Origin of the sequence: Shewanella sp. DC2-4 (genome assembly GCF_013248875.1) — a bacterium.
Classification (GTDB): Bacteria; Pseudomonadota; Gammaproteobacteria; order Enterobacterales; family Shewanellaceae; genus Shewanella; species Shewanella oncorhynchi.
This window is the reverse complement of record NZ_JABRVR010000002.1, coordinates 1010540-1024178: the sequence shown is the minus strand read 5'-3', so window position 1 is coordinate 1024178 and position 13639 is coordinate 1010540. Positions and strand designations below refer to the sequence as shown.

Here is a 13639-nt window from a genome sequence, read left to right as displayed (position 1 = left end):
TACCCCATGAAAGCACTCATAGCAAAAACACTCAAATCAGCCCCTAGTCTTGCCCCACTGGCACTGCGTATTCCTATCGGGATTATCTTAATCGCCCATGGTTCACAAAAACTGTTTGGCTGGTTCGGTGGTTACGGCTTAGAAGGCACTGGACAATGGATGGCATCGATTGGTTTGACGCCAGGTTACTTAATGGCATTGATGGCAGGTTCAAGTGAATTCTTCGGCGGCCTGTTCCTGTTGCTCGGCCTGCTGACTCGCCCAACGGCCCTCGTCTTGTCATTCACTATGGTTGTGGCGATTTTCTCGGTACATATAGGCAACGGTCTGTTCCTTGCCAATAACGGTTACGAATTTGGTCTCGCCCTATTAGCAGCCACAGTCTCATTGACGGTATCTGGTGCTGGCAAATTCGCTGTAGATAACCTATTCGCTAACCGCATCAAATAAAGGGGAAAGCAAGATGATCACATTAAGAAAAGCACAAGATCGCGGTCAAGCAGACTTAGGCTGGCTAAAGAGTCAACATACCTTCTCTTTCTCTAGCTACTATGACCCAGAGCACATGGGGATATCATCCCTAAGAGTCATCAACGATGACAGAGTGGCACCCGGCGCAGGTTTTGATACCCATGGTCATAAAGACATGGAGATAATCAGTTACGTGATATCCGGCACTATCGCTCACAAGGATAGCTTCGGCAATATCAAAACCTTACCCGCAGGAGAGTTTCAATTGATGTCCGCAGGTAAAGGCATTTACCACAGCGAGTTTAATGCCTCTAAAACTGAGCCGCTGCACTTTTTACAGATTTGGATCCGCCCAGATACTTTAGGCATAGATGCGGGTTATCAGCAAAAGGCATTCGAGCAAAGCTCACCACTGACGGCTGTAGTGACACCAAACGGTGAAAATGGCACGCTCAAAGTGCAACAAGATGCGACCCTATATCGTTTAGTGTTGAGTGAGGGCGAAAAAGTAACGATGGACAGAAGCGCCGCTCAAGCAAATCGTCATCTGTATGTTCAATTGATTGAAGGTACGTTGGATATCAATGGCACAACACTCACGGCTGGGGACGGCGCACATCTGACACAACTCGCGAGTGTCGACTTTACTGCAACAAGCGGCCCAGTTACCGCATTAGTGTTCGATTTATCGCCTAATGCGTAATACAAGTGATTTAACAAAGCGATTCAGTAATTCAGCTTCACTATTTATTAGTTATTGGTTATTACCAAGCAAACAATTAAGTAAGTGATTAGATGCCAGCTTGATAAGCACTCACCGAGAAGCACTGCCACAAGTCATCTTTGGCAGTGTTTTTTATTGGCGCTTCTATGGCGATGTTATAAGGCGATGTTATAAAGCAGTGCTAACGGCTTCGTTTAGCTACCAGAACAGCCCTTGATAAGCTGAGTTAGAGGGCGAGCGTCATGCTGAAGTTAACCAACACTTGAGCTTGGCCCTGTGCTTTATCCGCCGCATTCAAAAAACGTTTATGTTCATTACGACGAATACTGCGAAATCCCTGTTTCTCAAAAAAAGGCCGCGCGAGATAGGATGCTTCAACCGTTAATCGTTTCAGCGCTAAGATTTTAACTTCTTCAAACAACGCAAAATACAAAGAGGTAGCAACCCCAGAACGGGCATATTCTGGATGAACAAACAAACATTCCACTTCAGCAGCGGCTTCAACATCGCTGTCGGCGCCTATCTTAAGATTGATAAAACCCACCAGCATATTATCGGTTTCGGCAACCCAAATAGTGGTTCCCTGTAAGCGTTCAAGCCAATAGTTCTCACTGCGGATCTCACCTTCGATATAAGCCCAAGCAGAGCGCTCGGCAAACGAGTAAAACTCGCCAGAGCCTTGCATTACACTCGCCTCAAATATTGCCGCCAGCTGCGAGACATCCGATGGCGTAAATAGTCGAATCTTCATTCTCTGCCCTCCATCTTGAATCATTAATTGACTTAGATTAACCGAATTCTAATTTAAGCTAAACAGTGCTGATTAAGTTAAATAGTGTCACTAAACGGCGTTAAGCTAATGTTTTACTGTGGAATACCTTACATCACTTTCTAGCTGAAACCATAGTAAACGCGCGTTAAATATTCTTTCCTATATTCTTTTCCATATAGAAACCGGGGATCACTTGCCCAAGTTTTTGCTGATAACTGCGCTGTATTTGAATAAATCCCATCCGAGTAAACAACCCTTTAGAGAGATAAGATGCGTCCAAGCTCAAGCGCACATAGCCTTGTGCCTTAGCCCAAGCTTCTAAAACAAGATAAGCGCGCTCACCTAATCCCTGACCTTGATAATCTGGATGTATATATAAGCTATCTAAGTAACCTTGGCGGGGGAAATGGGTTTCGACATTGATAAAACCGCAACAAACTGAAGAAGCTGTCGCTTCATCTATGGCTAAAACCACCCACGCCTTCGAGCGGCTTAACCGTAAATGCCAATGTTTAGCCGATCTTGGCGCCGCAGACCAAGCCATAAGCTGCGCCTGCGCATAACGAACATGGGTAATGCTGTGCACGCAAAGGTGAAATAACTCACTCACTTCACGTGCATAACATGATTGATAAGGCTGGATCTCGAACTGTTCAAACGCCATCACTTGAGTGATCCCCTACTGAGTAATAACGGCTAGAAAAATAGCCGCTATTTTGCCGCCTTTGTCCCCATCGAGATAGTCACAAACTCAGATTTAGCGGCATTGAACGCTAAAAACAAAAACGGCCTCGAAAGTATCGAAGCCGTTGAATTACAGAGGCGCTCAGGTGAGCGCACTCAATACTGCTGACTATTTCTTATCGATTTGGCCAACAAATAACAGTTTATCAAAGGTGCGGTTCAAGGTTTTGCTGGTGAATTCGTTCATCCACATTTGCTCAACCACAGCCACTTTATCGCCTTTGCTCACTTCAGTTTGAGGACCCGCGGCCCAAAAAGTGGTATCAGCTTCTTTAATCTGTACGTAGGTGTAACCACCACCGTTCATAGTATCAACAACAGTACCTTCGTGGGTGACACCCTGAGCCCAAGCACTTGACATGCCTAACGCTAAAGTCGCTACTGCCGCTAATTTTACCCATTTTGCCATCATGCCTGCGTTCCTTTTGTTTTGCTAATATGCTGCATTAAAGCACGCTAAAAACAATAAATCGCTAATCTCTATCACGAAATACAACACTTATCGCAAAAGCAGTATTTTTCTTAAAAGAAGGGAACTCATTTCAACAGCGGTTTTAGCATGCCTTCTAAGCCATTAAGTTTGATTTCGTACATTAGGGCTAATTGCTCACCAAGTTTCCCTTGAGGAAAACCTTGCTTATGGAACCACACCAGATAAGGTTCGGGTAATTCGAGCAACTTACGTCCAGCGTACTTACCAAAGGGCATTTTTTGATTAACAGCATCAATAAGGAGTTGCTGATCCATAGGTTGTTATCTCATACAGAACGTCACGATAATCCTACGGATGCTACAACATAAGCGAACGAATGTCGCCGTTAACTACACAAAAGTAACTATATACCCAAGGGCTAAAATACGTGCTAGCTAACACCTAAAAGGCATTCTCACACGAATATTAAGCGATAATTTTTAACAAATTAGGCCCTAAGTTAGCGCAGGGAGCATACTGAAAACCATATTCACTACATAAGCGCTCATGCTCACCATGGGCGGTCATACTGACACAAGTTCCCGCACTCGCATGGTCATCAACAAAGGCCATCACCCGCTCAAGTATTATCTTTGCTAGCCCATAGGATTGGTATTCGGGTAAGACAATAAAATCTTCAATCATCAAATGCCCGGGCTTGTTGCCATAAACACACGCCGTTGCCAATAGATTAGACTTAGCGGCCCCAGCGCCGGCATGCTCCAATTCAGTCTTGTCACTTAATCGAATAGAGACCCAGAACAATGCCTGTACATCCGCAAGTTCAACGCCAATAGAAGGGAGGCCAACTGTGGCCCGCAGATTAAGTAGTTCATGAAATAACGGTGCAGTTTCAACGAGTTCAAACTTAATAGGCATAATAGTTTTGATATCCATTTGGCATCCCTTCTCCATGGTTGAAATTTCAAGCGATTTAGACGTCAGTCTATAGAGATGATAAAGCCAGCATTTGGCAGTTTGATGACAAGTGCCTCACCAAACAAGACCACTTTCGACTGAGAAGCTGATAATTTACTCAGATCAGTTAATAACATTTAGAAATATAAAATTAACATTTGTACCAAGAAAGAAATAAAAAACTACACCCTAAGTCCTATGCACAGTTACCGATCACCACAAACAACCCTTTTAACTGACGGATAACAGATAAAACAATGTAAAACCAATAAGATAAAAAACATTTTTATAAATCCCTCGTCTCATCTTTTTTGTCAAATTAACGGCATATGACCAGATACTGACAGAAAAACGCCTACGACAATTTAATTTAAAAGCGTCAAAAATCAGCCAATTGACCGAGATTAACATTAGGTTTACATTCGATTTCGGACATCAATGCGGATAGCTCCAAACTCATCAACTCGCTGCACATGGGTCATCAAAAGAATTAAGGAATGCGTCATGATAGTCTTAATCGGTGGAGAAAAAGGCGGCAGCGGTAAAAGTTGCTTGGCCCAAAATATAGCTGTATTTCTAACCACAGAATGTAGCGCCTCGGTCATTATGGTGGACTGCGATCCCCAGCGCACCACCTCTGATTGGATCCATGCAAGAAACAACAATCCGCAACTTGCCAGCATCAATTACGTGCAGCTTTACGGTAAGATCCGTAATGACTTACTCAGTCTTGAGCAACACTATGATGTAGTCATAGTCGACTGCGGTGGGCAAGATAACCTAGCACTACGAGCAACCATGTCAGTCGCCTCTTACATTTTAATGCCCTTAAGACCTAAGCGCCGCGATTTAAAAACTGTGTGTCATATGGACGATATCGTCGCGACGTGTAAGATGATTAATCCCAAGTTACGGGCTTCTTTTGTGATCACCCAATGTCCAAGTCTACCCAATCAAGCTAACCGAATTTTGGAGGCCAAAGAAGTCTGTAAAACCTATGACATCCATGTCCTTGACGCAATAACATATTGCCGCAATGTTTATGATGACAGTGAAGAATCAGGATTATCGGTAATTGAAATCGAGCCCACAGGAAAAGCAGCCGAAGAAATTCGCACTATCGCCTGCGAACTATTCCAAGTCGATTGTGCTGCCAGCTTAGCCAATCTCCTACATCCCGCGATACACGCTCAGGGGGTGAGTCAAATGCATCATCATTTGCCCCATCAAACTCAATCCACTCACACGACTACTCAACGAAGGGGGCAAAATGGGACTCAGCGATCTCAAGAAAAACGCTATGTCATCTAGCAGCTTACAGCACTCGCTTTCGTTAGATGAGTTTATTGAAGCGGCAAACTTGTACGCAATGGGACAAAGTCTGAATAAGATAAAAAGCAATCTAGATCATAAAGCAGATGCAACTGTCACAAAAACCACAGACACAACTGACATGGCGCGGAGCCATTCCAATGTGTTGAGCTTGCACAAACAAAGCCTAGAAACAGACGTATTATTCCCGGCAAAAGTAGAAACTAAAACACACTATCGCAAAGCAACATTTTCCCTCAGTGAAGCGGCAATAACCCATCTTGCTACACTGGCAGAAGAAAGCACTATATCCAAATCAAAGCTGCTCCGACTCTTGATTGAACAACACTTCGACCTACCTATTGCCTTGAGGCAATTACGAGAACAACAACGCCAAAACCGTTAACGATTCACACTACTCCCACCCTTTTCCGGTAACTTAGCTAAGATCGAGTTACCGGCTTTTTACTCAAAAAGTAAAAAACACAATAAAAACCATCATAAAATCGCGGCATAAGTTCTGATCCCACCTATCCTTAAATATACATAATGCTGAATTAATGATATTAACTCAGAGTCAATACGTAACATTAAGGTGTTATTTTTGTTAAACCGGATCAGATTTATTTTTCTTTGTTTAACCGCAGCGATAATGATGCCCTGTTACGCAGAATTTTCATTGGCACAAATCCCGCCGCTAACAAACAAAACCCCCATTACTTTGGTCGCTGAAAAAGGATTTTGGACCGACTATTTAACCCAAGAAATGTTGCCTAAATTCACCGCTAAAACCGGCGTAAAAGTGCAGGTGGTCAGTACTGAATTAGAGGATATGTTTAACTTACAGACCCAGAATTTACTTCAAGGTTCAGGCAAATACGATTTACTCACAATGGAAGCGGGCTGGGCTAAAGAATGGGCTGCCAATGGTTATACAGTGCCCTTAATTGAACTCGCTAAACTGTACGATCCCGATGGCGAAAAGGCCATGGAGAAATACCTAGAACCCTATTACCCATCGCTACTTAACATCTTGTCCTATCAAGGTGAAATCCATGCTATTCCCTATAACAATTATGTTATGGGAAATCATTATCGAGCAGATCTCTTTGATAATAAAACTGAAAAAGCTCAGTTTCTGCGTCAGTTTGGCTATCCACTCGCACCAGCAAAAACCTTAACAGAGTTACGAGATCAAGCTCAGTTCTTCACTCGTAAAGCAGGCACTATATTGGCGGATAAAATACTGACTCATGACTTTTACGGTCTAGCGCTAATGTCGGGTGATAAACCCCATATTAACGATGAATTCTCTAGCATGATTTGGAGCTTAGGTGGCACTTGGATGCAGCCCGTCTATAACAGCCAGAAACAGATCTCCCATTTTGAAGTGCCCACCATCAACCATGAAGCCATTGAAGCGGCCAAGCAATATCGCGAATTAATGCCCTATGCCGTTCCCGCTAACGAGCAGTTTGCTTTCAATGAAGCAGCTAATGCTATTGCAACAGGTCAAGCGGCAATGTGGCCTTTTGCCTACAATAATCTGTGGTATAAATCCTTTAAAGTTGAACAGAACATTCTCGGCGCGCGTCTAGCCGTAAGCCAAGTGCCTGGCGGTTATCCCTACAATGGCGCTTATGCCTTTGCCGTTAGCTACGACAGCAAAAACCCTCAAGCTGCCTATTGGCTGCTCAAATATATGGGCACCTATGAGGCACAACATGCCTATGCTATGGGGGGTGGTAATCCCTGTCGTATGGATGTAGTAACAGCCCCAGAATTTGAAGATGAATCTTTAAGAGGCATAGCAGGCGCATTTGAGGCAAGCCACATAGCCAATATGTTTTGGTCTACTAAGGTCTTATCCTTTGGGCATTTCACCAGTACTGCCATGGGACAAATTTACCCTGAACTCAGCCACGCCTGTTTTAGCGCAAGCCGCAGACCCGCTAACAGTGAAGATATTTTCATTAAATTAAGTGCAGAGATAAAACACCTCCAAAATACCTATGGAGAGGTACCTGCTATTGACAAAGAAAATAATGCCAAGCACTAAACCACTGAAAAGTTTGAAACAAAAAATAACCTCAGCCTTCTATATCATAGTGGGCATGGCGCTATTAAATGGTGTTGTCGCCATATTACTGTCACAGCAACTCAAATCAGAAATTGAACACTTAGTCGGGGTAGATGTGGTAAAAGTCACCACCGCGCTGCAACTGGCAAAAAACAGTGAAAAACTACAAATCATTACTGCACGCTTGAATAACTATTATGATGAAAAACAAAGAACTAGCCTGTTAGGTGAACTTTCTACACAATGGGAATTACTTATCAATGACTCACGACTACTGGCCTCAATAGAAACTTCTACTGTCAATAAGCAAGAATTAAATCACGCCTTAGATACTCAACTGTATTACTTACAACAACTGCCATTACTCAACACGTTAACCGATACTGCCTTACAAGCCAATTCACAGGCAGCCAATATTCAAGCCAACTTAACGTCAATGGCGTCGGGATTTAGCGATGAAATGCAAACCCAATTTCAGCATATTAATACGGACTCTGAACGTCAGCTTAAGCTGAGAAACGTTGACCAGATTGCTTTAAATATCAATACCAATCAGCAGCTATCTTTATTTAGTCATCTAGGAGAACACTTATTTACCCAGTTAACTCAAGTGAATATCATCGACAATCTAGTTGAACTAAACCAAACCCAAAGAGATGCTATGCGACTGCTGTTAAGCATGGAGGCTATGCTTGATAGTATCGGTGGCGATAAAAACTTATATTTTAATTTGTTATCACAAATAAAACAGACCATGGTCGGTGAAGACAACCTCTTTGAACTTTCTCGCAAAGCAATTAGAAGCACTCATATCGCCAATGCGCATTTAGAATACCAAGCTGATGCCGCACAAATCGTTGCGACCTATACGCAGGATCTCGTTAACCAAGTTGAAAATGAAATTCAGCAAACAGGCCGCGAACTTAAAAACGATAGCACCGCATTTATCGTATTAATTTTCTGCAGTGGCATCTTATATTGCTTCTTCATCTGGCTCACCAGTTGGCACTTTATCACTAAGGGAATCATCAAGCCTGTCATGGCGACTCGAGATGCAATGAATGCCATTGCCAATGAAAAACTCGACGCCAGAATGCCTGTCACTGATAACTTAGAGCTCCAGCAAATGGTGAGCTCCTTAGAGACATTAAAAAGCTACGCAGCTCAGGTTAAAGGCATGGCCGAAACCGACGGATTAACTGGCTGCTATAATCGCCGCTATTTAGATTTACAACTCCAAAAAGAATTAGAGTATGCAAGGGACCACAACATGCCCCTAGGTATAATTCTGTTTGATATTGATAATTTTAAACAATTTAACGATAGGTATGGTCATGTCGCAGGCGATCAATGTCTTAAGAAAATCGTGAATGCCGCCAAATCGATCTTGAAACAACCCACTTACATGCTTGCCCGCTATGGCGGAGAGGAGTTCATGATAGTACTGCCATCGAGCAATCTCGAGGAGGCATATCATTTTGCTGAAATATTACGCAATAAAATCATCAATTTAAAAATACCACATGAAGACTCCCCCCATGACGGCATACTGACCATCAGCGCTGGTATTACTTGCTGGGAGCGATCACAACCTATGGATACGAATAGCTTAATTAATCAAGCTGATGAGGCTCTCTATCACGCCAAACTAACAGGTCGCAATCGTTCAGAGACACGACTAAACCAACCAGTTCGCTATTCCTAACCATAAAATGCGGCGACTGTTCAGTTTCTTTTTTCACCAGAGGATTGAGTTACGCTGACTTCACCCCCATTAGCTAATACTAAGTTAATCAGGATAAAGTCAGGGAAGTATGCTCGCTATTGTTATCACGCTTATCCTAGGAATTGGCGCAATTACCTGGCTACTGTTGAGTCGTTGGCGCAAGACCTTACATCGTCGACGAGTCACGATGAAACCTTTTCCAAAAGAATGGCGCAGCATTCTCAAAAAAAGACTGCCTTACTTCCATGCTCTACCCGCAGATCTACAACTGCAACTCAAACGACATATCCAAATTTTCATCGATGAAAAAGTCTTTATCGGCTGCGATAATTTTGAGATCACGGATGAAGTAAGAGTCACAATCGCGGCCCAAGCCTGTCTACTGCTACTCAATCGTAAAACCGACTTTTACCCCAAACTGAAACAGATTTTGGTCTATCCCGATGCCTTTATCGTCAATAATCAACATAAAGACACTAGCGGTATCGTGTGGGAACAACGCAATGTGCTAGCAGGGGAATCATGGGAATACGGTAAAGTTGTGCTCTCATGGAGAAATACTCTAGACGGCGCCGCCGATCCCCATGATGGTAATAATGTCGTAATCCATGAGTTTGCCCATCAGCTCGATCAAGAAGATGGCCAAGCCAATGGCGCACCCATTCTGCAGCATTTTGCCGACTACAGCACTTGGTCTGAAGTGCTAAATAGGGAATTTACCCAATTACAACACAGTGCAAATTTTGGCACGCCCTCATTATTTAATTATTATGGTGCGACTAATCCCGCTGAGTTTTTTGCCGTCATCACCGAAGTCTTTTTTGAGAAACCAGAGGATTTTTACCAACAGCACCCAGACTTGTATCGGGAACTGAGCCGCTTTTATCAACTCGATCCGATAAACTGGCATTAACCCATAAAAGTAGAGGCACGCAAATGCTCAAAGACACTCATGCATTCTCAGTTAAAGGTTCCAATATTAATCGCGCTACCTTGGGGTTACTGCTCAGCGCGTTAATGCTTGGCGGCCTTAATGTAAGCGTACAGGCACAGGACTCGCCAACACAAAGCGCTCAAACGACTTCGAATCCTGATCAACAAGCGGCGGGTCACGTATTAGATTTACTCAACCAATATTCAAGCGATGCCAATTGGGATAAATACTTTGCCCTGTACCGAAAAGACGGCATTTTTATTGGCACGGATGCGAGTGAGCGTTGGGGAATGGCGGAATTTGAACGTTACTCCCGCCCCACAAAAGGTTGGCGCTATGATTTAACTGAGCGTCATTTAATCCAACACGGCAATGTCATATTGTTTGACGAGTTATTAAATAGTCCAGCCTATGGCGTCAGCCGAGGAACAGGCACTTTAATCAAAACCAATGGCAACTGGGAAATAGCGCAATACCATTTAAGCTTTCCCATTCCTAATGAGGTAGCCAAGCAAATAACTGCCGAGATTAAAGCCGCAAACAAACAATAGCGCAGCACTCCCCAAAATACGGTTTGAAGGAGTGCAATTTCGAAGAATACAGTTTGAAATTAAATCAATAAAAGTAATCACTTAAGTTATATCGCTATCTCAGGGACACAGTAAAACACACATTAGCTAATTGAGAGAAGTGGATGAAACTTTGAAAATCCACGTCTTCAAATGCCCTTTCCGAAGGGCCCCTATCCGCATAATAAAACCCGATCACTTTACTATCGACTAATAATGGTGCTAATAAAAAGCCTTGACGTGACACATGTTGCGCTTGTAATTCTTTACACTGCTCTTGCCATTTCTTAGAGCTAGGATCATCTACCCAAAGCGGTAACTTATGCTCCATCGCTTGGTAAAATAATCCCCGCCTATCGCTCAAATCGATAATAAACTCTTGCTTAATGGCATCTGCATCACGACCTAATATCACTCTAGGTTGAAGTTGTTTACGGCTTGGTGACAATAACAGCACGCCGCACCGGTCAACGCCAACGCCCTCAAGTATACCTTCGAGAACCGTTTGCATGATTTGGTTAAAATCGGCTTTATTAATAGCGAAGCCTGTTAGTTCTCGTAGCTTAGCTAACTGAATATTCAAATTAACTTGATAAACAGGCATATCTAATGGAATGGGAAGTGGAACAAGTTTAGCTGTGACCATACGCTTAGGATCAGGCAGATAGTCTAGCAACACCTTAGCACCATATACTTCAGCTAACTTATGGGTCGCATTCGCGCAGCGTTGCATCCGCACCATAAACTCATTTTCTTCTAGTCCAGTAAAACTCGCCGCTTGCGTGATACGTTTCCCTAATTCCTGCTTATCAAGATTAGGCTGAGATAAAATATCGCAGAGCTTATCTGCAATAAAAATAGATCGAATTTCAGGTCTTTGGTCTTCAGGATTATTAACTGCATGGACCAACAGTTCTCCCAATCCCCAATTGCGGGCAATACTTTGAGTTAATAGTGAAAAAGAAGTGCCGAGGGCTTCGCGGGTTATACTTCGTTCCTCTGCTGGCGTTGCACATTCACGTAGTTTTAGATCTAACTCTTCGGTGAACTCACCACCAATACTCCAAAAAGCGCTCTCACCTATGTGATACAGTAAAGAGGCTATAAAAGCTTCCTCCTGCATTTCTTCATCATAATGGCTCAACATCATCCGTGCAATCATGGCGGCTTGAAATGCTTTAGCCATCAACTTTATTAATCTTTGATATACGTTAGGTGCCAAATTTTTACTCTCTAACAAGCTTGAGAGTAACTTGGCTGTGATACAGATATTTCGCACTGCATCGAAACCAAGCACTATAGCCGCTCGGCTGACAGTGGAGATTTGGCTACTACCTTTATGGTAAATAGCGCTATTAGCAACTCGAAGAATACGAGAGGTTAAGGCGTTATCGTGCATCACGCTACGCCCGAGTAATGCGAGAGAGGAAACGTCATCCTTGGCGAGCTTTTCTAGCGATTTAACAGTCGAACACAGTGCTGGCATTTCCAATTCACTGATCCGATTTGTCCAATAATCGACCCCTTTATTAGTATTGTTATTAGGCTTCAACCTAAAGTTACCTTAGCGATATAATCTTGTTGTTTTTAGTATAGATAAACGCAAACATTTCGCCTGTTGTCTAAAGCTTGTTTTAGCAAATCATTCATTAATTGCTTAATAATTCAACATTAAGCAATGCCTGCCTATAAAAATGCCCAAGACAAAGCTCGGGCATTTCAGTAAAACAGGAAATCAATCCACACTTAGGCTTTGAGGTACTGCTTAACAACACGCAACACTTTATCTATGTCCTGACGGCTGACATCTTTATGAGTCACAAGCCGAAGCGTACGCCCTGGGCTTATCAGAATGCCTTCCGCTCGACAGTGTTTAGCCAATAAGTTCGCATCAATATGGGATGTTAATGTAACAAATAACATATTAGTTTGTACTGCGGCTAAATTGACGTCGAACTCACTGAATTCTGCCAACTGCCGAGCTAAGTACGCCGCATTGTCATGGTCTTCACTAAGCCGTTGTACTTGCTCAGTTAAAGCAAGCTTACCCGCAGCGGCAAGTATCCCAGCTTGACGCATGCCACCACCAAGCATTTTACGCCAACGAATGGCTTTCTTAATCAAGCGTTCATCACCTAAGAGTAATGAGCCGACTGGCGCACATAATCCTTTGGATAAACAAATCGACACTGAATCAAAGTGCGCCGTGATATCACTTATTGCAATATTCTGCGCAACCGCAGCATTGGCAACTCGCGCACCATCTAAATGAATTTTTAATCCGCGATTAAAGGCTAATGCCTGCGCGTCCGCCAAATAGCTTTGCGGGAGAACCTTACCGCCAATCGTATTCTCTAAACTAAGCAAACGAGTACGAGCAAAATGGATATCATCAGGCTTAATTGCAGCTTCAATGTCAGCTAATGCAATAGTGCCATCTAATTGATTCATTAAAGGTTGAGGTTGAATGCTGCCTAGGACAGCAGCGCCGCCGCCCTCGAACTTATAATTGTGAGCCTGCTGACCGCACAGGTACTCATCACCACGATCACAATGGGCCATCAAAGCCAATAAATTTGCTTGAGTACCCGAACAGGTAAATAATGCACTTTCAAAGCCAAACATCTCCGCAGCCATATCCTGCAAACTATTTATCGTAGGGTCATCACCGTAAACATCATCACCCACTTCGGCTCTGGACATGGCTAACCGCATGGCTGCTGTTGGCTGGGTAACAGTATCACTGCGTAAATCTATCATCTTGTCCTCAACTTAAAGTTTGGTTGGCGCATAATGGGCTCAAGACTCTAGCGCTAAAGGCTTATTTTGTATAGTTTATCGTCATACTTGTCGACAAATTTACCGATGTAGAACCTCGCATATACTTGAAGCAAGTATCGACATACTGACATCTACTA

General features: G+C 43.2%; 15 protein-coding genes. 8 read left to right on the top strand and 7 right to left on the bottom strand.

Annotated features, from left to right (window positions below; genetic code table 11):
- Positions 1-6 precede the first annotated feature (6 nt).
- Both HQQ92_RS05255 and HQQ92_RS05250 read left to right on the top strand, forming a co-directional pair.
- Positions 7-450, top strand: coding sequence for a DoxX family protein (locus HQQ92_RS05255; RefSeq protein WP_173243685.1), 444 nt, complete (start codon positions 7-9; stop codon positions 448-450).
- 13 nt (positions 451-463) lie between these two features.
- Positions 464-1174: a pirin family protein gene (locus tag HQQ92_RS05250; protein WP_028761261.1), complete on the top strand. Its 711-nt coding sequence runs from the start codon at positions 464-466 to the stop codon at positions 1172-1174.
- A gap of 247 nt (positions 1175-1421) precedes the next feature.
- On the opposite strand, the gene HQQ92_RS05245 is transcribed toward HQQ92_RS05250, so the two are convergent.
- From HQQ92_RS05245 to HQQ92_RS05225, 5 genes are all read right to left on the bottom strand, one after another.
- On the bottom strand, positions 1422-1946 hold the full coding sequence (locus HQQ92_RS05245; RefSeq protein WP_173243682.1) for a GNAT family N-acetyltransferase: 525 nt from the start codon (positions 1944-1946) through the stop codon (positions 1422-1424).
- Positions 1947-2112: 166 nt separating this feature from the next.
- Positions 2113-2634 carry a GNAT family N-acetyltransferase gene (locus HQQ92_RS05240; RefSeq protein WP_173243679.1) on the bottom strand — a complete coding sequence of 174 codons (522 nt, stop codon included), beginning with the start codon at positions 2632-2634 and terminating at the stop codon, positions 2113-2115.
- A 186-nt stretch (positions 2635-2820) separates the two neighbouring features.
- Entirely contained in the window at positions 2821-3123 is a 303-nt protein-coding gene (locus HQQ92_RS05235) for a hypothetical protein (RefSeq protein ID WP_006082493.1), read from the bottom strand.
- A gap of 125 nt (positions 3124-3248) precedes the next feature.
- Positions 3249-3458 (bottom strand): DUF3820 family protein, encoded by a 210-nt coding sequence (locus HQQ92_RS05230; protein WP_006082494.1) that lies wholly within the window; start codon positions 3456-3458, stop codon positions 3249-3251.
- A gap of 151 nt (positions 3459-3609) precedes the next feature.
- Positions 3610-4080, bottom strand: coding sequence for a GNAT family N-acetyltransferase (locus tag HQQ92_RS05225; RefSeq protein ID WP_105251887.1), 471 nt, complete (start codon positions 4078-4080; stop codon positions 3610-3612).
- A 525-nt stretch (positions 4081-4605) separates the two neighbouring features.
- Between HQQ92_RS05225 and HQQ92_RS05220 the strand changes: the two genes are divergently transcribed.
- The 6 genes from HQQ92_RS05220 (at position 4606) to HQQ92_RS05195 (ending at position 10703) form a co-directional block, all read left to right on the top strand.
- Positions 4606-5412 carry a division plane positioning ATPase MipZ gene (locus HQQ92_RS05220; RefSeq protein WP_173243676.1) on the top strand — a complete coding sequence of 269 codons (807 nt, stop codon included), beginning with the start codon at positions 4606-4608 and terminating at the stop codon, positions 5410-5412.
- Positions 5372-5818 (top strand): CopG family transcriptional regulator, encoded by a 447-nt coding sequence (locus HQQ92_RS05215; RefSeq protein WP_173243673.1) that lies wholly within the window; start codon positions 5372-5374, stop codon positions 5816-5818. Before HQQ92_RS05220 ends, HQQ92_RS05215 begins: the two co-directional genes overlap by 41 nt.
- A 249-nt stretch (positions 5819-6067) precedes the next feature.
- On the top strand, positions 6068-7471 hold the full coding sequence (locus tag HQQ92_RS05210; protein ID WP_173248590.1) for an ABC transporter substrate-binding protein: 1404 nt from the start codon (positions 6068-6070) through the stop codon (positions 7469-7471).
- Positions 7458-9197: a GGDEF domain-containing protein gene (locus HQQ92_RS05205; protein ID WP_173248592.1), complete on the top strand. Its 1740-nt coding sequence runs from the start codon at positions 7458-7460 to the stop codon at positions 9195-9197. The genes HQQ92_RS05210 and HQQ92_RS05205 overlap by 14 nt, the downstream gene beginning before the upstream one ends.
- A gap of 109 nt (positions 9198-9306) precedes the next feature.
- The gene (locus HQQ92_RS05200) at positions 9307-10131 is read left to right on the top strand and encodes a zinc-dependent peptidase (protein ID WP_173243670.1); all 825 of its coding nucleotides are present in this window, start codon (positions 9307-9309) and stop codon (positions 10129-10131) included.
- 23 nt (positions 10132-10154) lie between these two features.
- Positions 10155-10703, top strand: coding sequence for a nuclear transport factor 2 family protein (locus HQQ92_RS05195; RefSeq protein ID WP_173243667.1), 549 nt, complete (start codon positions 10155-10157; stop codon positions 10701-10703).
- 94 nt (positions 10704-10797) lie between these two features.
- Here the strand turns inward: HQQ92_RS05195 and HQQ92_RS05190 are convergent, their stop codons facing one another.
- On the bottom strand, positions 10798-12273 hold the full coding sequence (locus HQQ92_RS05190; RefSeq protein ID WP_173243664.1) for an HDOD domain-containing protein: 1476 nt from the start codon (positions 12271-12273) through the stop codon (positions 10798-10800).
- A 194-nt stretch (positions 12274-12467) separates the two neighbouring features.
- Positions 12468-13481: a low-specificity L-threonine aldolase gene (gene ltaE / locus HQQ92_RS05185; RefSeq protein WP_173243661.1), complete on the bottom strand. Its 1014-nt coding sequence runs from the start codon at positions 13479-13481 to the stop codon at positions 12468-12470.
- Between the last annotated feature and the right edge of the window lie 158 nt (positions 13482-13639).

Excerpts from the sequence above, each read along its gene's own strand:
- HQQ92_RS05255 (WP_173243685.1), top strand. The coding sequence starts at position 7 with ATGAAAGCACTCATAGCAAAAACACTCAAATCAGCCCCTAGTCTTGCC.
- HQQ92_RS05250 (WP_028761261.1), top strand. The coding sequence starts at position 464 with ATGATCACATTAAGAAAAGCACAAGATCGCGGTCAAGCAGACTTAGGC.
- HQQ92_RS05245 (WP_173243682.1), bottom strand. The coding sequence starts at position 1,946 with ATGAAGATTCGACTATTTACGCCATCGGATGTCTCGCAGCTGGCGGCA.
- HQQ92_RS05235 (WP_006082493.1), bottom strand. The coding sequence starts at position 3,123 with ATGATGGCAAAATGGGTAAAATTAGCGGCAGTAGCGACTTTAGCGTTA.
- HQQ92_RS05230 (WP_006082494.1), bottom strand. The coding sequence starts at position 3,458 with ATGGATCAGCAACTCCTTATTGATGCTGTTAATCAAAAAATGCCCTTT.
- HQQ92_RS05225 (WP_105251887.1), bottom strand. The coding sequence starts at position 4,080 with ATGGATATCAAAACTATTATGCCTATTAAGTTTGAACTCGTTGAAACT.
- HQQ92_RS05220 (WP_173243676.1), top strand. The coding sequence starts at position 4,606 with ATGATAGTCTTAATCGGTGGAGAAAAAGGCGGCAGCGGTAAAAGTTGC.
- HQQ92_RS05215 (WP_173243673.1), top strand. The coding sequence starts at position 5,372 with ATGGGACTCAGCGATCTCAAGAAAAACGCTATGTCATCTAGCAGCTTA.
- HQQ92_RS05210 (WP_173248590.1), top strand. The coding sequence starts at position 6,068 with ATGCCCTGTTACGCAGAATTTTCATTGGCACAAATCCCGCCGCTAACA.
- HQQ92_RS05205 (WP_173248592.1), top strand. The coding sequence starts at position 7,458 with ATGCCAAGCACTAAACCACTGAAAAGTTTGAAACAAAAAATAACCTCA.
- HQQ92_RS05200 (WP_173243670.1), top strand. The coding sequence starts at position 9,307 with ATGCTCGCTATTGTTATCACGCTTATCCTAGGAATTGGCGCAATTACC.
- HQQ92_RS05195 (WP_173243667.1), top strand. The coding sequence starts at position 10,155 with ATGCTCAAAGACACTCATGCATTCTCAGTTAAAGGTTCCAATATTAAT.
- ltaE (WP_173243661.1), bottom strand. The coding sequence starts at position 13,481 with ATGATAGATTTACGCAGTGATACTGTTACCCAGCCAACAGCAGCCATG.